The sequence below is a fragment of the Alphaproteobacteria bacterium genome (assembly GCA_033344895.1).
Lineage (GTDB): Bacteria > Pseudomonadota > Alphaproteobacteria > UBA8366 > Aestuariispiraceae > Pacificispira.
Map to the genome: position 1 here is coordinate 879,282 of JAWPMN010000001.1, position 23,289 is coordinate 902,570.

At 62.3% G+C, this 23,289-nt stretch carries 18 protein-coding genes and 1 riboswitch; of the genes, 3 read left to right on the plus strand and 15 right to left on the minus strand.

Features of this window, described 5'->3' with window-relative positions:
* Window positions 1-5: 5 nt before the first annotated feature.
* From leuS to R8L07_04350, 15 genes are all read right to left on the minus strand, one after another.
* On the minus strand, window positions 6-2,543 hold the full coding sequence (gene leuS / locus R8L07_04280) for a leucine--tRNA ligase (protein MDW3204739.1): 2,538 nt from the start codon (window positions 2,541-2,543) through the stop codon (window positions 6-8).
* A gap of 164 nt (window positions 2,544-2,707) precedes the next feature.
* On the minus strand, window positions 2,708-3,790 hold the full coding sequence (locus R8L07_04285) for a hybrid-cluster NAD(P)-dependent oxidoreductase (GenBank protein ID MDW3204740.1): 1,083 nt from the start codon (window positions 3,788-3,790) through the stop codon (window positions 2,708-2,710).
* Between the two features lie 6 nt (window positions 3,791-3,796).
* A complete protein-coding gene (locus R8L07_04290; protein MDW3204741.1) occupies window positions 3,797-5,035 on the minus strand; it encodes an aromatic ring-hydroxylating dioxygenase subunit alpha in 1,239 nt (412 codons plus the stop codon).
* Window positions 5,036-5,174: 139 nt separating this feature from the next.
* Window positions 5,175-5,379, minus strand: a riboswitch (cobalamin riboswitch).
* An 84-nt stretch (window positions 5,380-5,463) separates the two neighbouring features.
* Window positions 5,464-6,981, minus strand: coding sequence for a class I adenylate-forming enzyme family protein (locus R8L07_04295; protein MDW3204742.1), 1,518 nt, complete (start codon window positions 6,979-6,981; stop codon window positions 5,464-5,466).
* Window positions 6,982-6,996: 15 nt separating this feature from the next.
* A complete protein-coding gene (locus tag R8L07_04300; GenBank protein MDW3204743.1) occupies window positions 6,997-8,019 on the minus strand; it encodes a nitronate monooxygenase in 1,023 nt (340 codons plus the stop codon).
* A complete protein-coding gene (locus R8L07_04305; GenBank protein MDW3204744.1) occupies window positions 8,016-8,810 on the minus strand; it encodes an enoyl-CoA hydratase family protein in 795 nt (264 codons plus the stop codon). The genes R8L07_04300 and R8L07_04305 overlap by 4 nt, the downstream gene beginning before the upstream one ends.
* A 1-nt stretch (window position 8,811) precedes the next feature.
* Window positions 8,812-9,234, minus strand: a complete 423-nt coding sequence (locus tag R8L07_04310; GenBank protein MDW3204745.1) for a PaaI family thioesterase — start codon at window positions 9,232-9,234, stop codon at window positions 8,812-8,814.
* A 6-nt stretch (window positions 9,235-9,240) separates the two neighbouring features.
* On the minus strand, window positions 9,241-10,377 hold the full coding sequence (locus R8L07_04315; GenBank protein MDW3204746.1) for an acyl-CoA dehydrogenase: 1,137 nt from the start codon (window positions 10,375-10,377) through the stop codon (window positions 9,241-9,243).
* A 2-nt stretch (window positions 10,378-10,379) separates the two neighbouring features.
* Window positions 10,380-11,576 (minus strand): acyl-CoA dehydrogenase family protein, encoded by a 1,197-nt coding sequence (locus R8L07_04320; GenBank protein MDW3204747.1) that lies wholly within the window; start codon window positions 11,574-11,576, stop codon window positions 10,380-10,382.
* 14 nt (window positions 11,577-11,590) lie between these two features.
* On the minus strand, window positions 11,591-12,766 hold the full coding sequence (locus R8L07_04325; protein MDW3204748.1) for an acetyl-CoA C-acyltransferase: 1,176 nt from the start codon (window positions 12,764-12,766) through the stop codon (window positions 11,591-11,593).
* Window positions 12,767-12,769: 3 nt separating this feature from the next.
* Window positions 12,770-14,869: a 3-hydroxyacyl-CoA dehydrogenase NAD-binding domain-containing protein gene (locus R8L07_04330; GenBank protein MDW3204749.1), complete on the minus strand. Its 2,100-nt coding sequence runs from the start codon at window positions 14,867-14,869 to the stop codon at window positions 12,770-12,772.
* Window positions 14,870-15,002: 133 nt separating this feature from the next.
* Complete coding sequence (locus tag R8L07_04335; protein ID MDW3204750.1) at window positions 15,003-15,839, minus strand: IclR family transcriptional regulator; 837 nt, start codon at window positions 15,837-15,839, stop codon at window positions 15,003-15,005.
* Between the two features lie 9 nt (window positions 15,840-15,848).
* Window positions 15,849-17,189, minus strand: a complete 1,341-nt coding sequence (locus tag R8L07_04340; protein ID MDW3204751.1) for a TRAP transporter large permease — start codon at window positions 17,187-17,189, stop codon at window positions 15,849-15,851.
* A 12-nt stretch (window positions 17,190-17,201) separates the two neighbouring features.
* On the minus strand, window positions 17,202-17,699 hold the full coding sequence (locus tag R8L07_04345; GenBank protein MDW3204752.1) for a TRAP transporter small permease: 498 nt from the start codon (window positions 17,697-17,699) through the stop codon (window positions 17,202-17,204).
* A 33-nt stretch (window positions 17,700-17,732) separates the two neighbouring features.
* On the minus strand, window positions 17,733-18,788 hold the full coding sequence (locus R8L07_04350; protein MDW3204753.1) for a C4-dicarboxylate TRAP transporter substrate-binding protein: 1,056 nt from the start codon (window positions 18,786-18,788) through the stop codon (window positions 17,733-17,735).
* Window positions 18,789-18,886: 98 nt separating this feature from the next.
* Here R8L07_04350 and R8L07_04355 point away from each other — a divergent pair, with 98 nt between their 5' ends.
* The 3 genes from R8L07_04355 to R8L07_04365 all read left to right on the plus strand — a co-directional run bounded on the left by R8L07_04355 (window position 18,887) and on the right by R8L07_04365 (window position 23,223).
* Window positions 18,887-20,728, plus strand: coding sequence for a cache domain-containing protein (locus R8L07_04355; protein MDW3204754.1), 1,842 nt, complete (start codon window positions 18,887-18,889; stop codon window positions 20,726-20,728).
* On the plus strand, window positions 20,725-22,071 hold the full coding sequence (locus R8L07_04360; protein ID MDW3204755.1) for a sigma-54 dependent transcriptional regulator: 1,347 nt from the start codon (window positions 20,725-20,727) through the stop codon (window positions 22,069-22,071). The genes R8L07_04355 and R8L07_04360 overlap by 4 nt, the downstream gene beginning before the upstream one ends.
* Window positions 22,072-22,215: 144 nt before the next feature.
* Window positions 22,216-23,223 carry a C4-dicarboxylate TRAP transporter substrate-binding protein gene (locus R8L07_04365; protein ID MDW3204756.1) on the plus strand — a complete coding sequence of 336 codons (1,008 nt, stop codon included), beginning with the start codon at window positions 22,216-22,218 and terminating at the stop codon, window positions 23,221-23,223.
* Window positions 23,224-23,289: the final 66 nt, after the last annotated feature.

The window sequence follows — 23,289 nt, forward strand, 5'->3', positions numbered from 1 at the left end:
CAGCGTCACCCCTTAACGACGAAGTTCACCAGACGCCCGGGCACGGCGATCTCCTTCACGATCTCCTTGCCCGCCAGATGTTCCTGAACGGCCGGATCGGCCTTCACCGCGTCCAGCAGCCCTTCCTTGTCCAGATTCGGATCGGCCATCACGCGGGCGCGCAGTTTGCCGTTGATCTGGACCGGGTATTCCTTCTTCTGCTGCTCCGCGGCGGCGGCGAGGATCGCCTGATCGGCTACCGGCCAGGCTTCATAGGCCAGCGTGTCGTCATGGCCAAGCTTCTGCCAGAGGTCCTCGGCCAAATGCGGCGCGAAGGGCGACAGCAGCAGGACGAAGCTTTCCACCACCGAACGCGGGCGGCGCTCCATCGGGGTCAGCTCGTTGACCAGTTCCATCAGCTTGGCGATGGCGGTGTTGAAGCGCAGCCCGTCCAGATCGTCGGTCACACCGGCGATCGTCCGGTGCAGGAACCCGTTCAGTTCCAGGCTCGGCTCCTCATCCACGATGCGGGCGGTATCCAGAACGTCGTCCTCGTCGCAAACAATCCGCCAGGACCGGTTCAAGAATCGGCGGACACCGGCAACACCGGAAGTCTGCCACGGCTTGGTGACGTCCAGCGGTCCCATGAACATCTCATAGAGGCGCATGGAATCGGCACCGAACTCCCGCACGACATCGTCCGGATTGACGACGTTCAGACGCGATTTCGACATCTTCTCGATCTGCGAGGTCACTTCGACATCGCCGACCATCTGCTTGCCATCGACCTGCTGCACCTTCTCAGGCTCGTAATACTTGCCCTGCGCGTCGCGGTAGGAATAGGCCAGGATCATGCCCTGGTTGAACAACTTACGGAACGGCTCCTTGGTCGATACGGCGCCAATGTCATAGAGCACCTTGTGCCAGAAGCGGGCGTAGAGCAGGTGCAGGACGGCATGTTCCGCGCCGCCGACATACAGGTCGACGGGCATCCAGTATTTTTCCTTCTCCGGATCGACGAAACACTTGTCGTTCTTCGGATCGATAAAGCGCAGATAGTACCAGCACGACCCGGCCCATTGCGGCATCGTATTGGTCTCGCGCAGCATCGCCTCACCGGTATCCGGATCGGTGACGTTGACCCAATCCGTGGCACGGGCCAGCGGCGGTTCGCCATTGTCGGTCGGGCGGTAATCGTCCAGCGCGGGCGGCAGGACCGGCAGGCTGTCCTCGGGCAGCGGCACGATATCGCCATCGGATTTGCGCAGCACCGGGATCGGCTCGCCCCAATAACGTTGGCGCGAGAACAGCCAATCGCGCAGGCGGTACTGAACGCGCCCCTCGCCGACACCCTTTTCTTCCAGGAAGGCGATGACCTTCTTCTTCGCTTCATCGACACCCAGGCCGTCCAGAAAACCGGAATTCACCGCGACACCGTCGCCGATATAGGCTTCCTTCTGGATATCCACCTCTTCGGTCGGTTTGATCACCTGAACAATCGGCAGATCGAATTTACGCGCAAATTCATGGTCGCGTTCGTCATGGGCGGGTACGGCCATGATCGCGCCGGTGCCATAGGACATCATGACATAGTCCGCGACCCAGACCGGCAGCTTCTCGCCATTGACCGGATTGACCGCAAAGGCGCCGGTAAAGACGCCGGTCTTGTCCTTGGCCAGTTCAGTGCGCTGAAGTTCGCTCATCTTCGATGCCTGATCCCGGTAGGCATCGACCGCTGCGCGTTGATCTTCGGCAGTGATGGCATCGACCAACGGGTGTTCCGGCGACAGAACGCAGTAGGTCGCGCCAAACAGTGTATCCGGTCGGGTCGTGTAGATTTCGAAGCTCTTGTCGCTGTCCGCCACAGCGAAGGTGACCTGCGCGCCTTCGGACCGGCCGATCCAGTTGCGCTGCATGGCCTTGATCCCTTCAGGCCAGTCCAGGTCTTCCAGGTCTTCCAGCAGGCGGTCGGCGTATTTGGTGATGCGCAGCATCCACTGACGCATCAGGCGGCGTTCGACCGGGTCGCCGGTCTCTACATATTTCCCGTCCTTGACCTCTTCATTGGCCAGGACCGTACCCTGGGCCGGGCACCAATTCACCGGGACCTCTGCCTGATAGGCCAGCCCCCGCTCATAGAGTTTCAGGAAGATCCACTGGGTCCAGCGCACATAATCCGGGTCAGTCGTCGAAAACTCGCGGCTCCAGTCATAGGAGAAGCCGAGGCGTTTGATCTGGGCGCGGAAGGTATCGATATTCGCCTTCGTCGTGACCGACGGGTGGACCCCGGTCCGCATGGCATAGCGTTCCGCCGGCAGACCGTAGGCGTCCCAGCCCATCGGATGCAGAACATTGAACCCCTGCATGCGCTTGTAGCGACAGACGATATCGGTGGCCGTGTAGCCTTCCGGATGGCCGACATGCAGCCCCGCCCCCGACGGGTACGGGAACATGTCCAGGACATAGAGCTTCTGCTTGGAGGTGTCGACCTCGACCTTGAAGGTCTCGTTCTCCTCCCAAAAGCGCTGCCATTTAGGCTCAACCAGGCTGGGATCGTAAGCCATTCAATCTCTTTCCGCGTTCGCTAGGAATGATGGGGCGGCCGGACAGACCGCCTCGGATCGTATCTCTTTGAAAATGACCGCATTCGCGCGGGTTCGCGCGCGGCCCTAGATAGCAAGCCGCCCGGAAACAAGTCAATCTCCGGGCTTCCATCATTCTGAAACGGTCAGATGTCGACCTCCACACGACCGATCGGATTCGAACAGCAGGCCAGGATCATTCCCGCTTCGATCTCCTTGTCGGTAATCCCGCCATTATGGACCATGTGCACCTCGCCCGAAGTCTTCCTGACCTTGCAGGTGCCGCAGACGCCGAACTGGCAGGCGGACGGAATGTTCAGGCCCTGGGCCTTCGCGACCTGAAGGATCGTATCCGTTTCGCTGCATGACGCCTCCAGCCCGGCAGCAGCAAACCGGATCGTCGCGCCGGCGGTTTCATCCAGCACGATGTCGTCATGTTCGGGGCGCTGATCCTCGGTCCGGATCGGTGCGTGGAAGCTTTCCTCGTGATAATGCGCCATTTCGAAGCCGGCGACATTGAGGATATCGCGCACCGTCTTCATGAAGGGTTCCGGACCGCAGCAGAAGATTTCCCGCTCCATATAGTCCGGCGCCATCAGTTCCAACATCAGCTGGTTCAGGCGCCCCCGGTAGCCGGCCCAGGCGGAGTACGGATCGTCCTCCTCCACGACAAAGGACAGCTTGATATCCGGCACCCGCTGCGCCATGCGGCGCAATTCCGGCTCGAATATCAGTTCCGATGGGCGGCGGGCACAAGAGATCAGGGCGATATCTGTATGCTCGCCATTGTCGAACAGCCAGCGTGTCATCGACATCATCGGCGTGACGCCGGAGCCAGCAGAAATGAACAGGAACTTCTCCGCCGGATACTGCATGAAGGAAAAGATCCCGCCCGGCCCGTATGCGCGCAACCGATCCCCGACCTTCACATTGTCCAGCATCCAGCGCGACCCGACGCTGTCGGGCTGCGCCTTGACCGTTACGGATATCGACAGCGGTCGGGATGGAGAGGAAGACAGCGTATAGGTCCGCAGCAACGGTTCCGGCCCGGCAGGCAGTTCCAGCGTGACAAACTGCCCGGGCGAGTATCGAAACCAGCTGTCATCGGCAGTCTTGAAGCAGAAGGAAGTGACGTCTGGCGCCTCCGGAATGACCATCACGCATTCCAGTTCCTTTGCATCGGTCCAGTATGTGCGCTCGTCCAGCGATTTGAATTTCGTCAACCGCATCGCCGGTTACTCCGCCGCCGCGGGCTGCGCATAGGCGCCCAGATGCCGTGTCATGGCATCGCAATACCAGTCGACGAACTGGCGCACGCCGGTTTCGTGGACCGGGGAATAGGGACCGGGCTGATAGGCCGGGGAGTTCACCCCCAGCTGGTTCTGTTCGACCAGCAGGCGGTCCTGGTCGTTTGTCGCGTTCCAGACCTCCGTCAGGGTCTTCAGATCGTAATCGATCCCTTCGACCGCATCCTTACGCACCAGCCAGCGCGTCGTGACCTCCGTTTCCTGGGGCCCGATCGGATTGACGTGGAACGAGATCGCGTGATCGCGCAACAGGTGGTTCCAGCTGCTGGGGTAGTGGAACAGAAGCATGGAACCGATGCGCTGCTCACGGATCGCGCCCAGCATCTTGGAACAGGCGGGCTTCCCCGACATAGTGAAACTCTCGGTATCTCGCAGGAACGGTACGCGCATGACACGGTACTGGCCGCTTTCGTCCAGATAAAACCGGCTGGGCAGACCGGCGGCCTCACATCGGGCCCAATGATCCTGCAGAGACGTGTCGCCGTCGGTCTGTTCGACGCCGGTCACCGTCGGTGCATCGGTAAAGGTACGGCACAGTTCCGGATGGGAGCCGGAACAATGATAGCATTCCCGATTGTTTTCCCAGACCAGTTTCCAATTGCCCTTTTCGACGATCGTCGTCTTGTACGCGACCTTCGTGTATTCCAGCCGATGCGGCAGCATGTAAGGCTCGATCCGGGCGCGGACCGGGGCGAAGTCGGACGGTACATCGCCAAAATTGACAAAGAGATAGCCGCCGACGCTTTCGCAGGCGACCGGTTTCAGCCGGTGGGCCTCGGGGTCGAAATCCGGCCCCATCTCACGCGCGAAGAGCAGCTTGCCATCCAGGTCGTATGTCCATTGGTGATAGGGGCAGACCAGGCGCGCGGCATTGCCCTGCGCCGTTTGGCAGATGCGCGAACCGCGGTGGCGGCAGGCATTGTGAAAGGCCCGAATCTCGCCGTCCGCTCCTCGCAGGATGATCGCTTCCGCCCGGCCGATGCGATAGGTGGTGTAGTCTCCGGCCTCGGGAATCTCGCAGCCGTGACCCGCGAACAGCCATTCGTTCAGGAACAGGGTCTCCATTTCCAGATCGAAGACCGCGCGGTCCGCATAGAATGCCCGTTCCAGGGAATAGCCCGGTCGCCGAGCGGCCAGCAGATTCTGGACAAGGTAAGTCGCGTCCATACCGAAACTCCTCAGTCATGTGCCGCACAGGGCGGTCCGTTGGTATGGTCGCTGGTGTTGTCATGAGGACATCCTTTCCGCGCCGATTTGCCGGACGGCAGACGGAAAGAAAGGCACCTCGTGATCGCCACCCGCGATCCAAGAGCAGTTCTGCCTGGGCTGGTTTCCGGACTCGAAGGGAGGTGCTAGCCGGTCGCGGCGCCTTCTCGGGACCGTGATCCCAATGGCATTCGCCGCGGTTCAACCCTTCTTACCGTTGCGGGGGCAGTGCCGGGATTTCACCGGCTTCCCAATTATCCGGCACACCAAGGAGGTGAGCCAGCACCACAAGCGCGGCGAATGTGCGCCTGGTCGCATGTTCGGGATTTCTGCATCGCGACAGGTAACGTGCTGGCAGCGACAAGCGACGAAAAACGCCTGCTTTGCCCCTAAAGCTGATCGCGGAACGTCTCGATCAGTCTGTTCTTCAGGATCTTACCGGTCGCTGCAGCCGGCAGCCTGTCGGTGATTACGATCTTCGACGGTCGCTTGTAGCTCGACAGGCTTTCGGCGATATGGGCCTTCAACTCGTCCTCCGACACCGCGGCAGGATCACCGACCTGCACAAAGGCCAATACTTCCTCATTCCCGCCTTCGACCGTGCGGCCGACAACCGCCGCCAGCACGACGGCCGGATGGTCGTTCAGCGCCTTCTCCACTTCCTGCGGGTAGACGTTGAAACCGGAGCGAATGATCAGTTCCTTGGACCGGCCGACAATGTGCAGCATGCCGTTCTCGTCGATGCGCCCCAGATCCCCGGTTCGCAAGAACCCGTCCGGCAGCAACACCTTTTCGGTTTCTTCCGGATTGCGGAAATACCCCTTCATGATATGCGGACCGCGGGTCAGGATCTCGCCGACTCCGTCGCTTCGGCCGCCAATGTCCTCATCCAGCTTGATCTCCACACCGGGCAGGGCATAGCCGACGCTGACATCCGGGCTGCCGATCGCGTTGCGGGTCGCGCAGACGCCGGCGGTGGTTTCCGTCATGCCGTATCCGTTCTGCAGCGGTATGCCGTAAAAAGCCTCGGCATTGCGTTTCCAGGCCGGATCCAGCGGCGCCGCGCCGGAGGACACATAGCGCAGACCGCTGCCCTCCAGCTTCGTGTATCCCTGGGCCTTGGTATAGTGCATCAGATGGGCATGCATCTGCGGTACGGCGGGCAGAATCGTCACATCCTCGCGCAGGGCATTGTAGAGTGCCTCCGCGCTGAAGCGCGGGTTCAGGCGGATACAGGCGCCACCATGACTCGCCGCGACGACCATCGAGGCCAGGCCGAAGACATGGGTCATCGGCAGGACGCCATAGACGGTATCCGTCGGCGTCATGTCGCGCAGCTCCGCAGAGGCCTTTCCGGCGAAAAGCAGATTTCCCTGGGTCAGCATCACCCCTTTGGGGGCGCCAGTGGTGCCGGTGGTATAGAGGACGACACCAACCTGCCCTCGCCCCGGTTCCACCGGCTCCGGCGTGCTGTCGAAGGGGGTCGACAGGGCAATCGTGCCGAAACGCCCGGTCAATAGATCGGCAGAATCCGCCTCGGCATGGGTCTCAGCATCCGGCGATGCCTTGACCGTAAACACGACTGCACGGGGTGTTGCGTGCTGGCGAATACGGGTCATCTCGGCCGCCGTCATGCGGGCATTGACCGGAACAGCCCAGGCATCCAGCCGGCTACAGGCAAAAACGAAGGCAATGGCGGCGAGACTGTTTTCAGCCACGATCAAAACCCGGTCGCCGGCAACGACCCCTGCCCCGCGCAGAACCGCCTCCGCCTCCGACACGGCCGCCGCATAGTCACGATAGGTCAGACGCCGGCCGTCGAAATCGATCACCGCCGGATTGTCGGGGCGTTCCGCCAGATGACGGTCGATATTCTGATGAATGCGTGTGACCTGATCCTGACTCATACCGGGTTTCTTTCGTTACGCGATGTTCGGCCGAAGTCGCGAGAGGGCGGCCAGCGCCTCCCGCTCCATGCCGTTGACGATATCGGCAAAGGGTTCGATGCGATCCGTCAGGCCGAGCGATTGTCCGGCGGACAACATTCCGCGCGAAACATCGCCGGTGCGGTATGCCTCGCGCCCGATCTTGCCGGAGACGTAAGGCATCAACCCTTCGATCCCGATCTGTGGATTTTCGGATTCCAGTTCGGCAACCCTGTCCGTTGTCTCGTTTCGCAGCGTGCGGATGGTGTTTCGCACCGTGTGCATCGTCAGGGCCGTATCCAGTTCGCTGGCTGCAATAAGCGCCCTTTTGTAGTCGGGATGGGCCGTCACTTCCTCTGCCACCAGGAACCGCGTACCGACGACCACCCCCGCAGCCCCCATGGCCAGGGCCGCGACCAGTTGCGAACCCGTCCCGATCCCGCCACCGATCAGAAAGGGAATGGACAATCGCCGTTCAGCCAGCGCGCCGTTCACCATGCTGCCGATCATGTCCATGCCCGGATGGCCGCCACATTCCGCACCGACGATGGAGACCATATCGACGCCCACCGACTGCGCCTTCACCGCGTAGCGGACGCTTGGAACCTTGTGCAGGACGGTGATGCCGGCATCCTTCAGCATCGGGATGTAGGGTTCGGGATTGCGTCCCGAGGTCTCGACGAAGCGCACGCCTTCATCGGCGATCAGGCGGAACACGGCTTCGGTCTGCTCCCCCTGCACCAGTTTCGGCAGCATGGAGACATTGACGCCGAACGGCGCGCCGTCGCACAGGTCGCGGCACTTGCGGATTTCGTCGCGCAGCCGCGCAGGTTCCGGGAAGCTGGCGGCGGTGATGAAGGAAATGATGCCCGCCCGTGCAGCGGCCGAAACATACTGCGCATCGGCCAGCCACATCAGGCCGCCTGCGACGATGGGCAGTCGCGTGCCATAGATTCGGGTCACCGGCGTATCGAATGCCGGGTCCGTAACCGGCGCCGCGCTGCCATCGGGCGGTGTCATTCGCCGCTCCGCAGTTTTGCAAAATCCGGTTTGGTCTTGCTCAGGAAGGCTCCGATGCCTTCCGCCGCCTCGTCGCTGCCCAGGGCACGTGCCATGGCGTCGCGCTCCCGATCCAGCTGGGAGTCCGGGTCAGAGAAGGACGCGGTTTCCAGCAAAGCCTTGATGTAGCGCAGGGCCTGGGCCGGACCGGCCGCCAGGCGGTCGGCATACTGCGTGGCAAGGGCCATGGCGCCGCCCGGATCGCACAGCTCCGTGACCATGCCCAGATCATAGAACCGATCCGCGGAAACCGGATCGCCCAGCATGCAGAGGCGGGACACCAGGGGGCGCGGCAGTTGCGCCGCCAGACGTGCGGTCAGCCCGCCATCCGGCACCAGCCCGGCCTTCACATAGGCCACCGAGAAGAGAGCACCGCGTGCTGCAATCAGGAAGTCGCAAGCCAGCGCCAGAGAAACCCCGGCCCCGGCCGCGCCACCCTCGACCGCCGCGATCACCGGTTTCGGACAGGCCCGGATCGCGCGGATGACATCATGCAGACCATCAATCGCCTCGCGCCTTCCGGATTCGGTCATCTCCCGCCGCTTGACCAGGGTCTTCAGATCGCCGCCGGCGCAGAAGAAGCTGCCCTCTCCCGTCAGGATGACGGAGGCGATCGTAGCGTCTCCGGCCGCGCGGTCAGTGGCGTTCCGGATTGCCGCATAGAACTCCGGGGAAAGCGGATTGCGTCGCGCACCGTCGCAATTGGTTACCACCAGCGCCGCACCGATCTGTTCCAGTGTCACATCGGCCATGTCACACTCCCCCACGCCGGTGCGGCGGCACTTTCTTGAAGACGCCGGTCGCCGTCGCGATCAGGGTCCCTGACTCATCGGTCAGTTGCCCTTCGATAAACAGAAGACTGCGCCCGCCGCCGGTGACACGTCCGACTGCCGTGACACGCCCGCCGGTGGCCGGCGTCACGAACTGTGTGTTGATGGATATCGTCAGGAAGGGAACGCGCCCGGTCTCATCGACCGTCAGGCTGCCTGTCGCCCCGCAGGCGCTGTCCAGCAAGGTTGCGGCAATCCCGCCATGCAGGACCCCATGCCGGTTCAGATGTCGATCCTCTACGTCCAGCCAGCACCGGGCGCATTTGTCAGGCTGACCGACATCCAGAACATAGCCGATCAGGCGCTGCGGTCCCGTCTCGTCACGGATGATCGCCTCTGCGGACATGGCCGGTCAGCCCTGCGCCAGCGCGATGAACCGTTCCAGATGGTGATCGGTATCGCCGAAGCGATGGTCGACCATCACCATGCGCTTTGCAAAATGGGCCAGGCCGTATTCCTGGGTCATGCCGATGCCGCCATGCATTTGAATGGTTTCCTCGGCCACCAGACGGCCGACCCGTCCGATCAGATTCTTCGCCGCGCTGACATGCCGTTCGCGGGTAACCCGGTCGCGGTCGAGATGTCCCGCAGCATTGATGACGGCGGAGCGTGCCTGTTCGATTTCGACCAGCATGTCGGCCATACGGTGCTGAAGCGCCTGAAACTTGCCCAGTGGCCGTCCGAACTGTTTTCGCGTCCGCAGGTATTCGACGGTCAAATCCTTCGCACTTTCCATGGCACCGAGCGCTTCCGCACACAGCGCGGTAACCGCTATGGCGACCCGGCGTTCGATAACCGGGAAGGCCTGCCCAATCGGTCCCAATGCGGCGTCCAGCGACACCTCGACATCGCTCAGGGTAACCTCCGCCGCCGTGCCGCCGCCCATCAGTGGATAACCGCGTCGCGACAGGCCCGGCGAATCCGCGGGGACCAGAAACAAGGAGATGCCGTCCGGGTCCGCGACATCGCCGCTGCTGCGGGCACTGACCACCAGCATCTGCGCGTTGGCGCCGTTGCCCACAACCGCCTTTCGCCCGTTCAGTACGACGGTATCACCGCGAATCTCCGCGACGCTAGATACCCGATTAAGGTCATAGCGCGAGTCCGGCTCGCCATGAGCGAAAGCCAATTGCACAGAACCTGCAATAACATCCTCGAGGATACCGCACTGGGCGTCCGTCCCCAGATCCGCAATCAGACCTCCGGCGAGGACAACCGTGTCGAGGAACGGTTCCACCACACCGGCACGACCGAATTCCTCAAACAGGACCGTCACATCGAACCCGGCGCCGCCGAAACCGCCCTGCGATTCATCGAACAAGGCGCCGATCACGCCCAGTTCCGCCAGTTCGGACCAGACCGTCGGGCTGAAGCCGCCGTCTTCCTTCAGAATCGCGTTCAGCGCATCGGTGGTGTAGCGGTCGGACAAGTAGCGCCGCAGCGTGTCCTGCAGCATCTGCCGCTCTTCGGTCAGGGCGAAATCAACCATGATTACAGTTCCAGAATGGCCTTGCTGATGATCGTTCGCTGGACCTCATTGGACCCGCCGAAGATCGACAGTTTTCGATTGTTGAAGTATTGCGGCGCAGCCGGGGTCGCGTATTCCGGTCCGACAGGCTCCTCATTGAAGCCTTCATCCAATGCCTCGGACACGAACGGCATGGCATAGGGACCAACGGCCCGCCGCGTCAGGTCGTTGATTTCCTGACGGATGATCGTGCCCTTGATCTTCAGCATGGAACTTTCCGCACCCGGTGCCTGACCGGCGGCGGCTTTGGCGATAACCCTCAGGTTGGTCGTCGCCATGGCCATCAGATCGATTTCGACCTGGGCCATGCGCGCGGCGAAATGCGGGTTTTCGATCAAAGGACGCCCGCCCGACTTTTCCTGTCGCGCAATCCGTTTCAGGTTCGCCAGTCCGGCATTGGAGAACCCGACCCCGGCAATATTGGTGCGTTCATGGGTCAGCAGGAACTTGGCATAGGTCCAGCCCTCGTTCTCCTTGCCGACCAGGTTTGCCGCGGGGACGCGGACATTGTCGAAGAAGACCTCGTTCACCTCCGGTGTCCCTTCCAGAAGCACGATGGGACGCACCTCGACACCGGGGCTGTTCATGTCGATCAGCAGGAAGGAAATCCCTTCCTGCGGCTTGCAGTCGGGATCGGTTCGAACGAGGCAGAATATCCAGTTCGCGTGCTGTCCCAGCGTTGTCCAGGTCTTCTGGCCGTTGACGATATAGTCGTCACCGTCGCGCACCGCGCGGGTCTTCAGCGACGCCAGATCGGAACCCGCCCCCGGCTCGGAATATCCCTGACACCACCAATGCTCGCCGTTCAGGATTTTTGGCAGGAAATGATCCTGTTGCTCCTTCGAGCCGAACTTCTGCAGAACCGGCCCCAACATGGTCAGACCGAAGGGCACGATGCGCGGCGCATTGGCCAGGGTCGTTTCCTCTTCGAAGATGTGGCGCTGAACCGCGTTCCACCCCGTGCCACCGAACTCCACCGGCCAATTGCCGGCGAGCCAGCCGCGATCATTCAGGGTCGCATGCCATTCCTCATGATCTGCCTTGGAAAGACGCTTACCAAGTCGGACCTTCTCCGACAGACGCTCCGGCAGTTTCTCGTTCAGGAAGTCGCGAACCTCCTGACGGAAAGCGGATTCCTCCGCTGTATAACTCAAGTCCATCGGCCGGTCCCCCGTCAGTAGATTTCGAACAGGCCTGCTGCGCCCATGCCGCCGCCGACACACATGGTCACCACGCCCAGCTTTGCGCCCCGGCGTCTCCCTTCCAGCAGCAATGCGCCGACCATCCGCGCACCTGTCATTCCAAAAGGATGTCCAATGGCAATCGATCCGCCGTTCACATTGAAGATGTCCGGATCGATGCCCAGCGTATCCCGGCAATAGAGCGCCTGACTGGCGAAAGCCTCGTTCAACTCCCAAAGGTCGATGTCCGAAACCTTCTTGCCGGCCCGCTCGAGCAGCCGGGGGACGGCCAGGACGGGACCGATCCCCATTTCATCCGGCTCGCAGCCGGCAACCGAAAATCCGCGAAACGCGCCCAGTGGTTCCAGCCCCTCGCGCTCGGCTTCCTTCGCGTCCATGACGACCAGGGCTGCTGCGCCGTCCGACAGTTGGGAGGCATTCCCGGCGGTGATAAACTGATCCTCGCCGCGCACAGGCGCCAGCTTGGAAAGACCCTCCAGGGTCGTGTCGGGACGATTGCACTCATCCCTGGAAAGGGTGATCTCCTGCTCCGAAACCTCCCCCGTTTCCTTGTCCTTCACGGCCTTTACCAGATCGATGGAAACCAGTTCCGCATCAATCCGCCCTGACTCCTGCGCCGCGGCCGTACGCTGTTGGGAGGAGAGTGAGTATTCGTCCTGATAGTCCCGACTGATACCATAGCGACGGGCCACGATATCCGCGGTCTCGATCATGGTCAGATAGAGATCGGGCTTGTGCGCTTCGATCCATGCCTCGCGACTATGGCGCGCCGGCGGTTGAACCATCGATATGGATTCGACACCGCCAGCAAGAATACAGGCCGCGCCATCCTGCACGACCGAATGGGCGGCCATTGCGACGGCCTGCAGACCCGAAGCGCAGAAACGGTTCACGGTCGTGCCGGCGACACTGACCGGCAGGCCCGCACGAATCGCGATCTGCCGGGCGATGTTGCCGCCGGTCACATACTCCGGATAGCCGCAACCGACGATGTTGTCCTCGATCCGGTCCGGTGCGACACCCGCGCGCCGCACCGCCTCGGCCGCGACATGGCCGCCCATCGTTGCACCATGGGTGCGGTTGAACGCCCCCCGACCGGCCTTGCCGATCGGGGTCCGCGCCGTGGATACGATGACGGCCTCGCGCATGTCTTAACCCTCGTTGTTCAAACTGTCGAAATTGGCGCCCTTGGCCACGAGATCCTCGATCAGGCGGGCCGGTTGCCAGAAATAGTCGTCTTCCTGCGCAAAGGTCCGGATGTCGTCGAGAATCCGGTCCAACCCGACCATGTCGGCATACTTCATTGGGCCGCCGCGCCAACGCGGGAAGCCATAGCCGGACAACAGGGTGATATCGACATCCAGCGGCCGTCTGGCGATGCCTTCATCGACGATCTTGGCCGCTTCGTTGATCATCGCGGCCATATAGCGCCGGACAATCTCTTCATCGCTGAATTCACGCGGCTGAATCCCCAGCTTGGCGCGTTCCTCTGCGATGATCTGTTCGACCTCGGGATCCGGCGTACCCTTGCGGGCGCCATCTTCGTACTTGTAATAGCCGCGTCCGGTCTTTTGACCGAACCAGCCGTTCTCGCAGATGCGATCCGCGTAGGTCGGCACACGTTCACGCGGGTCGCGGGTCGCGGCACGGCGCTTGCGCGTCGCCCAACCAATGTCCAAGCCGGCCAGATCGCTGACCGCAAAAGGTCCCATGGCAAAGCCGAAACTCACCAGCGCCTTGTCGATCTGGTAGGGACTGGCCCCGTCCAGGATCATATGATCCGCTGCGGCACGATAGACCGCCAGCATCCGGTTGCCGATGAACCCGTCGCAGACCCCGGCACGAACGGCGATTTTCTTCAGGGTCTTGGCCAATGCGAAGCCGGTTGCCACCACATTCGGCGCCGTCCTGTCGGCCACAACGACTTCCAGAAGTTTCATGATATGGGCCGGCGAGAAGAAGTGCAGGCCGATCACATCCTGCGGGCGCGCGGTCATCGCGGCAATTTCATTGATGTCCAGATAGGATGTGTTGGTCGCCAGCACCGCACCCGGTTTGCATACAGCGTCCAGCTTGGTGAAGACATCCTTCTTCACGTCCATGCTTTCGAACACGGCTTCGACCACGAGATCGGCGTCGGACAACGCGGCGTAATCGGTCACCGCCCGGAAGGATTTGCCAACCAGCGCGTCACGCCTGTCCTGAGTCAGCTTGCCCCGTTTGACACTGCCGTCGGCCAGTTTGGCAATGGTGCCCGCCGCCTTGTCCGCAGCGTCCTGGTCGCGTTCGATCAGCGTGACATCCAGCCCGTTCAGCAAGGCGCAGAAGGCGATCCCCGCCCCCATCGTGCCGCCGCCGATTACACCGATACTGGCGACCTGACGCGGTTCTACGCCTTTCAGTTCCGGTAGCTTTGCAACCTTGCGCTCGGAGAAGAAGGCGTGGATCAGCCCTTCGCGTTGCGGCGATTCCAGTAGCGTCTTGAACAGGCGGCGCTCCTCCGCCAGCCCTTCATCGAAGGGCAGGGTCAATGCCGCCTCCACCGCGTCGACACAGGTCGGCGGCGCGATCTGGCCGCGGGCGGACTTTGTCACTTTCCCGCGCCAGTCCGACAGAAGCGCCTCGTCCTTCGCGGGCACATCCATGTCCCGGATTCGACGAACGCCCTTGCCTTCCGCCAATAGCTTCAAGGCGAACGCCAGACCGGCGGCTTCCGGATCGGCTTCATCCGAAACCGCATCGACGATTCCAAGTTTCTCTGCTTCGGTAATCGGCACGTGACGGCCGGATGTAATCATGTCCAGTGCGGCCTCCGCACCAACGAGGCGCGGCATGCGCTGTGTCCCACCGGCGCCGGGCAGAATGCCCAGGGTCACCTCCGGAAGACCGACTCGTGCCCCTTTCAGGCCGACCCGGTAATGGGCTCCCAGCGCCACTTCCAGTCCACCGCCCAAGGCGGTGCCGTGCAGGACGGCGACGACCGGCTTCATCGAGGCCTCGATCCGGTTGACGACATCCGGCAGGGCGGGTGGCAGCGGCGGCTTGCCGAATTCGGAAATGTCAGCCCCGGCAATGAAGGTCCGACCGTCGCCGACAATGATCGCGGCATCGATATCCGCGGAGGTATCGACTGTTTCGATCGCATCGGACAGCCCCTGGCGCACCCCTTGAGACAGGGCGTTAACCGGCGGATTCGCCACGCGAATGACGGCAATGCGATCTTGGACAGACACACGGACCAAATCGGACATTTGTACTCCTCCTGGCGGCGGCCTGCGGCCTGCCGCAACGATTGTCAAAACCTAGCAACCGTCAGCGGAATTTCAATAAATAAAATTGAATTCCACTATGCGGAATTACCACAGTTCATATTTATGGCAACCGTCACCCACGCTGCGCCAGCGCAGGGGATTGACCGGTTGCCCGTTCCAGCTCCCGGACGGCAGCCCGCAATTTCGGGCCTACCTCCTCCTGCATACGGGCATCCGTCAGGTCTTTTGGCAACGCACCACAGGTGAAGATCACCGGTTCCGTCAGTTCATAGCTCCGGAACGGCACGGCCACCGCGTTCACGGTCGACGCAAAGCGGATTTCCGGCCGCGCAATGACATGACCGACCGACACCAGATCGGCATAAGCCTCGTTCCGCAATGTGCGGGCCATATCGATCGTCAGGCCGTTCTCCCCCTCCAGATAGGCCGCCACTTCCTCGAACTCACTGTCCGACAAGGCCGCCAGCAGCGCGTGGCCGGAGGAGGATCCCTTCACGGGAATGCGGTGGCCGGTCTCCAACCAGATTGAAGAGACCCCGCGCGGACGCCAGGTCTTGACCAGCAGCAGCTTGCGCTCGTCCCGCACGGCCAGCACCACCAGCGTGCCGGTTTCGTTGGCCAGCGCCTGCATGATCGGTGAACCCACGTCGACGAATGACATCGACGCCGTTGCCACATTGCCCAATGCCAGCAGCGAGGGCCCGAGACGATACCGGTCCCGGCGTCCCTCATGCGAAAGGTAACCCAGCGCTTGAAGCGTGAAGGTCAGGCGCGAAACCGTGGACTTGGGAAGACCGGTGCGTTCCGCGATCTCCTGATTGCCCAGACCGTCGTCAGACGCGCGGAAGGCCCGCAGGACGCTGAGACCGCGGGCCAGCGTCGTGGCGAATCGACGATCCCCCTGCAGGTCCGGGCTCTGCCCCTTCTTATCCGACTTATCCGACGACATGCTGCGGCCCTACCACATGGTGTTGGGGATCAAAAGCGACAGGATCGGGAAGGCGATGATCAGCACCAGCACGATCACATCCACCGACAGGAAGCGCAAAATGCCCGAGAAAATCCGATCAATCGACACTTCCTTGCCGACCACATTGGCGATCACGAAGACATTCAGCCCGACCGGCGGGGTGATCAGCCCGATCTCCAGGAGCTTGATCACCACAACCCCGAACCAGATCAGATCGAACCCGTAGCTTTCGACCAGCGGAACCATGAGCGGCAGGGTCAGCACCATGATCCCGATCGGATCCAGGAACATGCCCAACAACAGATAGATCAGCGCGATCGCAATCAGCAGCAATACCGGCGACAGTTCCGCCTCGGTCACCGAGGTCACCAGATCCGGTGCCAACCCGGTCAGGGCAATGAAGGCGACGAAGATCTTTGCCCCCGCCGCGATGAAGAAAATCGACGCTGTCTGGATGCAGGTCTCGCGCATGGATTCCCATATCGCCTTCAAATCCAGTTTGCGCTGGGCAAAGCCGATCACGACCGCGGCGACGACACAGACCGCGGCAGCCTCGGTCGCAGTGAAGATTCCACCGTAAATGCCGCCGACGATGATCGCGAACAGGGTCAGCGCGGGCCACGCCCTTGTGGCGGCCTTGAAGCGGTCCCGCATCGCGACCTGGCCGTCATCGACCGGCGCCGCGGAAGGGTCCCGCTTCACCCAGATATAAATCACCAGCAGGAAGCCCAGCAGCGAAATGATGCCTGGCAGAACTCCGGCCAGAAACAGGCGGCTGATCGAGGTTTCGGTGAATATCCCGTAGATGATGAACAGAACGCTGGGCGGAATCAGGGATCCCAGCGTGCCGCCGGACGCCACACTGGCCGTGGCCAGACGCGGGTCATAGCCCATGCGCAGCATCTCGGGCGTGCAGATCCGCCCCATCGTCGACGCGCAGGCGACGCTGGACCCGGTAATGGCGGAAAAGCCGCCGCACCCGACCACCGATGCCATTGCGACGCCGCCGGGCAAACGGCTGAGCCAGACCCGGGCGGCGTAATAGATGTCGGTTGTAATGCCGGATCGGTAGGCGATGTGCCCCAGCGCCACGAAGAGCGGGATCATGCTGAGGTCATAGGAATGGATCAGGTCGAAGGAGTTCGAGAACACCATCGACGTCGTCGCCTTGAAGGCCCGTTCCGGCATGAAGGTGCCGGTGCGGAAGGCGAAGATGCAGAAACTGGCGACCGCCGCGACGCCGGCCAGCGCGAAGGCGATGGGCACACGCACCGCCAGCAGCAGCAGGACGGCAAGAAATGCGAAGAGACCGATCAGGCTCGGGTCCATTCGAAATCGCTCCTAGTGACCGGATTCGGCAAGGCCGGTTGTCGCCGCCCCGGCCCGGATGTCCGTCACCGCCAGCGCCAGAAGCCGCAGCCAGCAGACCGCGATGCCGATGACAAAGATCGCCCGGCCCGGCCATTTCGGCAGGTTCAGGTCGCCGAAATAGAAACTGCCGGACGCGGCCATGTGAATGACCTCCCGCCCGGCCGCATAGATCAGGGGCAGTAGCGCCAGCATGCCGACGATTGACCCGAAGATGATGCAGCAACCGCGAATACGGGCGGAAAACCTGTCGGAAAAGAAGGATACCGAAACATGGTTCCGGGCTGCCGTTGTCGCCGCAAGCGGCAAAATGATCGCCGCAACCATCAATTCACGCACCAGAACAATGGTATCAGGCAGCGCAACCCCGAAGGCCGACCGCGTCACGACACTGGCCGTGATCAGAAGCCCAAGAAGGATCACGGCGACGGCGCCGATGCCGAGCAGAATGTTTTCCAACTTACCCAGCATGGTCGTTCCGCCGCCGCTCAACGTGCCGATCCCTTAGTTACGCGTCCAAGGATAGCCCTTTTCATCACGCTCCTTGGTGTATTTCGCGATCAGACCACGATATTCTTCCATCAGGGCGGTACCGTCGAGGCCGATGCCGTTCGCGCTCTCGACCCATTCACCGACGAATTTCTCACCGCTCTGCTTCAGCTTCTCCAGATCGGCCGCCGGCAGTTCGATGATCTCGACGCCGGATTCCTTCATCTTTTCGATCGCAGCCTCGTTAGCGGCCGTGATCAGGCGACCGAACTCGTCCGCCATGCCCATGCCGGCTTCCATGATGACCTTCTGCTGGGCTTCATCCAGCGCGTCGAAGGAATCCTTGTTCATGAAGATGCCCAGGCCACCGACCTGGCCCCAGTTCAGCAGGGTATAATTGTTGATGACTTCCTGCTGTTTCAGGGCGGAAACCGCATAGGAATACCCCTGAGAGCAGTCCAGCAGCCCCGTATCGAGTCCCTGATAGGCCTTGTAGATGCTCATCGGAACCATGTTCGCGCCGAATTCGGCAAACACCTTGCCGTAGGCACCGACGCCGCGGACCTTCTTGCCCGCGATATCGTCGATGGACCGGATCGCATCCCCCTTGCAGCCGATGTGAACCGCAGAGGTCGTGAAGGTGCCGATATAGACCAGATTCTTTTCAGCCAGATCGGCGGCAATGGCGTCCGAATTGCGCATCAACTCGTCCGTGGCCCGCATGCCGACCCAGGCGTCGGGGTTCTGTACCGGCAGATCGGCGATGCCGTATCCGATCATTTCCTGCGGGAAATAGACTGCAATGACCGTACCCAGGTCGGATACACCCTGCCCGATGGACTGAACGGCCGCCGGCGCCTTGTAGAGCGCGCCGCCCCACTGGATGTCGATCTTGACATCACCATTGGACTTGGCGCCGACCTCGTCCGCGAACCATTGCAAGGCTTTGGCACGCGCCCCGCGATTCGGACCGGCCTCACCATGAATCAGGACTGTTTCAGCCGAAGCGGCGACCGCGCCGAACAGGGACATCGCCATGCCAAGCGCAAGGGTACTTTTACGGAATTTCATTGGATCGTTCCTCCCAGGTTCAGTTCCACTATGCGGAATTTAGTTTTACTTTTTAGGATTCGTACTGAATGACGTGTCGACATGCAATGGTAAACTTTATGAAACTGGTCTGTCGGCCCGGTCTGATGGTCGGATTTGTCGACACGGGAATGGTCTGCGGGTACGAAAAAGGCATGGCGAAAGGTGATTTTCCGGATCTGGCGCGCCCGCGCATCGGGGTTTGGCTGCTGCTGGCGGTCGCGATATTCGCGGGCGTGACGGCAATCTTGTTCAAGGTATCGCTGTCCTATTTCGAATCGCTGGAACTTCAGCGGTCTCAAGGTCGTGTCACCCTGTATCGCAGCACCCTGATCAGCGCATTGGACCGCTATCAGCACCTGCCCTATGTACTGGCGCGCGACCCCTATGTGATCGACGCGGCCAGCGGCGGCGATCGGGATGCGCTGAACCGGCGCCTGGCCGACTTTTCCGATCAGGCGGCCCTGGACGCAATCTATCTGATGGACCGGACAGGGCTGACCATCTCCGCCTCCAACTACGATCAACCGCAGACCTTTCTGGGCCAGAACTACGGATTTCGCCCCTATTTCCGCAGCGCCATGCAGGGCAATCGCGGCCAGTTCTTCGGAATTGGCGCGACAACGCTTCGGCCCGGCTTTTTCGTTGCGGAGCCGGTGCGGGACGAGACCGGACAGATCCGCGGCGTGATCGCCCTGAAACTGGATCTGACCGGCCTGGAAACAGCCTGGAACCGAGGCGGCGAGACGGTCTTCGTGTCCAACCCGGATGGGGTTGTCGTCCTGTCCTCCGATCCGGCATGGCGGTATCGCGCACTGGAACGCATTCCGGAGCCGCGACGGATCGCCATCCGGGATGGCCGCCAGTTCGGGAATGAACCTCTGGCGGCCCTGCAATGGCGGACGGAAGGACCTGATATCGCCGTTCTGAACGGCACGCGGTTCCTGCATGTCACCGCCGGCATTCCCGCCCCGAAATGGACCCTGCACTTCCTGACGGACGAGCGCGAGGTTCTGGTTCAGGCATGGTTCAGCGTAATCGCGGCGACCATCGTCGCGGCCCTGCTTCTGGCCATAGGCCTATATATACGCGCCCGGCGCATCCGGACGGCCCTGCAAGCCTCCCAGGCGGCGCGCCGCAAACTGCGGCTGGCGAATGTCGAACTGGCCCGCGAGATCGAGGAACGACGCGCGGCGGAACAGCGGCTGGAATCCGCGCGCACGGAACTGGCGCGCGCCAGCAAACTGGCCGCGCTGGGTCAGCTTGCCGCATCCGTCACCCATGAACTGGGTCAACCGATCGCGGCCATGAAGAACTATCTGGCCGCGGCGGAAATGGCGCCACAGCCGGACGGACAATCCCGCATCTTCGGTCGATTGACCGGAATTGTCGCCCGCATGGAAAGACTGACGGCCCAGCTGCGTTTCTTCGCACAGCCCAGCACGGACCGATTTGCCCCGACCGACATGGTCGCGGTGTGGCGCGGGGCGCAGGAACTGATCGCGGCAGATGCCCGTGCCGCCGGTGTGACCGTCGAAGAGACCATCACGAAACGGCCGGTTCCGGTCCATGGCGACCGGATGCGGCTGGAGCAGGTCTTCGTCAATCTGGTGCGCAATGCCATACTGGCCATGAAGGACAGTGAAACGAAGGTCCTGAGCGTTACCATCGCGGATGAGGGCGGGACCATCCGGATCGCCATCGCCGACACCGGATGCGGGCTCGGCAATGCCAGCCTGGAGGAACTGCAGGAACCCTTCGTGACCAGCCGGGCCTCGGGCGACGGGATGGGTCTGGGACTTGCGATTTCGGCCGAGATCGTGAAAGAGCACGGCGGTTCGCTTGCGGCGCAGAACCGGGACGGCGGCGGTGCCGAATTCTCGGTATGCTTCCCGCTGATTGAGGAGGAACGGGCCGCATGACAGGTCAGCCGTCTGACCGTTTCCGCATCCTGGTTGTCGACGATGACCGCGAAATGCGGGATTCGCTACAGCATCTGCTGGAAGCTGCCGGCTGGCAGGTGGAAACCCTGCCCTCAGCGCAGCCGGTTGAAAGCCGCATCGCGACATTGCAGCCCGATGTCGTGCTGACGGATGTGCGGATGCCGGGCATGGACGGCATGGCATTGCTGCGCAGCCTGACCGAGCGCGACTCCCCGCCGGTCCTGCTGATCTCCGCCCATGGCGACATTCCGATGGCGGTCGAGGCGATGCAGCAGGGCGCCTACAGTTTCATGGAGAAGCCGTTTGAGCCGCGCCGGCTGCTGACCGCCCTGCGCCATGCGGCGGAACAGCATCGTCTGGCCAGGGATGCCGCACGATTGCGTGACAGGCTGGCCAGCCTGTCGGACCTGGACCGGGTCATGCTGGGCGATTCCAAGCCGATCCGGGATCTGCGCGAGGATATTCTGGACCTCAGCGGCACCGAAGTATCGGTCATGCTGCTGGGAGAGACCGGGACCGGCAAGGAACTGGTCGCCCGGTCTCTGCACGATCTCAGCACCCGGTCCGCGGGCCCCTTCATCGCCGTCAACTGCGCCACGATCCCCGTCGAGCACTTCGAAACGACCATGTTCGGAACGGCGGACGGCACGCGCGGCATGCTGGCCTCCGCCGATGGCGGCACCCTGTTCCTCGACGAGATCGGCGCCTGCCCGCTGGCGGCACAGGCAAAGCTGCTGCGCGCCATCGAGACGCGGGAATTCATGGCCCTGGGGGCGGCGGAGCCCACGCGTTCGGATTTCCGCATCGTCTCCGCCTCCAACGAAAGGCTGGATACGTCGGTCGCAACGGGAAAGTTCCGCGAAGACCTGTTGTTCAGGCTGAACACGGTGGTCCTCAGCCTGCCGGCACTGCGCGACCGACGCGACGACATCCCGCTGCTCTATGCCCATTTCGTGGAGCAGTACGCCGCGCTCTATGAGATCACCGCGCCCGCCACCACCTCGGAAGATCTGGCGGGGCTGCTGTCCCATGGCTGGTCGGGAAATGTCCGGGAGTTGCGGCACGTCGCCGAGCGCCGTGTCCTGGCGGCAAGGCGCGGCCGGGGATCGGTTGCCGAGGCACTTGCCCTCGACGGCGACAGCGGGGAAGTGCCCGAGACCCTTCGCGAAGCTGTCGCCGCCTTCGAACGCCAGCTGGTCGCCAAGGCGATCCAGACGCATGGCGGCAAAATGGATGCGGTCGCGGAAGCCCTGGGGATCGGCCGCCGGACCCTCAACGAGAAAATCGTCAAACTGGGCCTGAACAAGGCCGAATTGCTCTAATGATATCTGCGGCTTGCATCTGCCCTGCGGAAATCCGCAGGGCAGATGACGCGCTTGCGCGCATTTCTTCATAGCCCCGGTTGCGTGACCTCCCTACCCTCCGCGGCAATCAAGAATTCCACTAACCGTTCATGGGAGGATCCGATGAAATCCAAGACTTTCGGCATTGCCGTTTCGGCCGTGCTCGGCCTGTCCTTCGCCACCGAGGCGCTGGCGACCGAGTGGAACGTTTCCCTGTGGGGCAAGCGTCGCGCCTTCACCGAACACGTCGAGAAACTGGCCGAACTGGTCAGCGAAAAGACGAATGGCGAATTCACGCTGAACATTTCCTATGGCGGTCTGGCCAAGAACAAGGAGAACCTGGACGGTATCTCCATCGGCGCCTTCGAAATGGCCCAGTTCTGTGCCGGCTACCATGAGGACAAGAACCCGTCGATTACGGTTCTGGAACTGCCCTTCCTCGGCGTCGATTCCCTGGAGAAGGAAATCGAGGCTTCGATGGCAGTCTACCAGCACCCCGCGGTCCAGGAAGACCTGGCGCGCTGGAATGCGACGCTGCTGATGCCGTCGCCGCTGCCGCAATACAACATCGTCGGTGTCGGCGATGCGCCGAAGACGCTGGCCGATTATGAAGGCCTGACCGTTCGCGCCACCGGCGGCATCGGTAAGGCGATGGAAGCCGTCGGCGCCGTGCCGACCTCCATGTCCGCCACCGAAGTCCGGCAGGCCATGGACAGCGGTGTCGTGAAGGCCGTGTCCTTCGCGCCGCATGCGCACATGTCCTTCGGCACAGTCGAAAATGCCAAGTGGTGGACGACCAACCTGAACCCGGGCACCGTCAACTGCCCGGTCGTCGTCAACACCGACGCGCTGAACGCCCTGTCCGACGCCGAACGCGATGCCCTGCTGGGCTCGGTCGATGAAGCGCTGGCACACTATGTCAGCTACTACAACGACCAGACGATGGCCAAATGGGGCCCGCTGCTGGACGAGAAGGGTATCGAGCGCGTGACCTACAGTGCCGAAGCCCTTGCGGCGTTCCGCGAGAAGGTTGCCGGCCCGGCTGCCCAGTCCTGGATCGAAGAGAACAACGCCCGCGGTCTGCCGGCCCAGGAACTCTACGATCTGGTCACGGGCATCGTCGGCGAATAACCTCGACCATGCCATTGCATCCCGCCCGCCCAAGCGCGGGCGGGGTGTAGCCAGTTCGAGGGGGAC

Excerpts from the sequence above, each read along its gene's own strand:
- leuS (MDW3204739.1), bottom strand. The coding sequence starts at position 2,543 with ATGGCTTACGATCCCAGCCTGGTTGAGCCTAAATGGCAGCGCTTTTGG.
- R8L07_04285 (MDW3204740.1), bottom strand. The coding sequence starts at position 3,790 with ATGCGGTTGACGAAATTCAAATCGCTGGACGAGCGCACATACTGGACC.
- R8L07_04290 (MDW3204741.1), bottom strand. The coding sequence starts at position 5,035 with ATGGACGCGACTTACCTTGTCCAGAATCTGCTGGCCGCTCGGCGACCG.
- R8L07_04295 (MDW3204742.1), bottom strand. The coding sequence starts at position 6,981 with ATGAGTCAGGATCAGGTCACACGCATTCATCAGAATATCGACCGTCAT.
- R8L07_04300 (MDW3204743.1), bottom strand. The coding sequence starts at position 8,019 with ATGACACCGCCCGATGGCAGCGCGGCGCCGGTTACGGACCCGGCATTC.
- R8L07_04305 (MDW3204744.1), bottom strand. The coding sequence starts at position 8,810 with ATGGCCGATGTGACACTGGAACAGATCGGTGCGGCGCTGGTGGTAACC.
- R8L07_04310 (MDW3204745.1), bottom strand. The coding sequence starts at position 9,234 with ATGTCCGCAGAGGCGATCATCCGTGACGAGACGGGACCGCAGCGCCTG.
- R8L07_04315 (MDW3204746.1), bottom strand. The coding sequence starts at position 10,377 with ATGGTTGATTTCGCCCTGACCGAAGAGCGGCAGATGCTGCAGGACACG.
- R8L07_04320 (MDW3204747.1), bottom strand. The coding sequence starts at position 11,576 with ATGGACTTGAGTTATACAGCGGAGGAATCCGCTTTCCGTCAGGAGGTT.
- R8L07_04325 (MDW3204748.1), bottom strand. The coding sequence starts at position 12,766 with ATGCGCGAGGCCGTCATCGTATCCACGGCGCGGACCCCGATCGGCAAG.
- R8L07_04330 (MDW3204749.1), bottom strand. The coding sequence starts at position 14,869 with ATGTCCGATTTGGTCCGTGTGTCTGTCCAAGATCGCATTGCCGTCATT.
- R8L07_04335 (MDW3204750.1), bottom strand. The coding sequence starts at position 15,839 with ATGTCGTCGGATAAGTCGGATAAGAAGGGGCAGAGCCCGGACCTGCAG.
- R8L07_04340 (MDW3204751.1), bottom strand. The coding sequence starts at position 17,189 with ATGGACCCGAGCCTGATCGGTCTCTTCGCATTTCTTGCCGTCCTGCTG.
- R8L07_04345 (MDW3204752.1), bottom strand. The coding sequence starts at position 17,699 with ATGCTGGGTAAGTTGGAAAACATTCTGCTCGGCATCGGCGCCGTCGCC.
- R8L07_04350 (MDW3204753.1), bottom strand. The coding sequence starts at position 18,788 with ATGAAATTCCGTAAAAGTACCCTTGCGCTTGGCATGGCGATGTCCCTG.
- R8L07_04355 (MDW3204754.1), top strand. The coding sequence starts at position 18,887 with ATGAAACTGGTCTGTCGGCCCGGTCTGATGGTCGGATTTGTCGACACG.
- R8L07_04360 (MDW3204755.1), top strand. The coding sequence starts at position 20,725 with ATGACAGGTCAGCCGTCTGACCGTTTCCGCATCCTGGTTGTCGACGAT.
- R8L07_04365 (MDW3204756.1), top strand. The coding sequence starts at position 22,216 with ATGAAATCCAAGACTTTCGGCATTGCCGTTTCGGCCGTGCTCGGCCTG.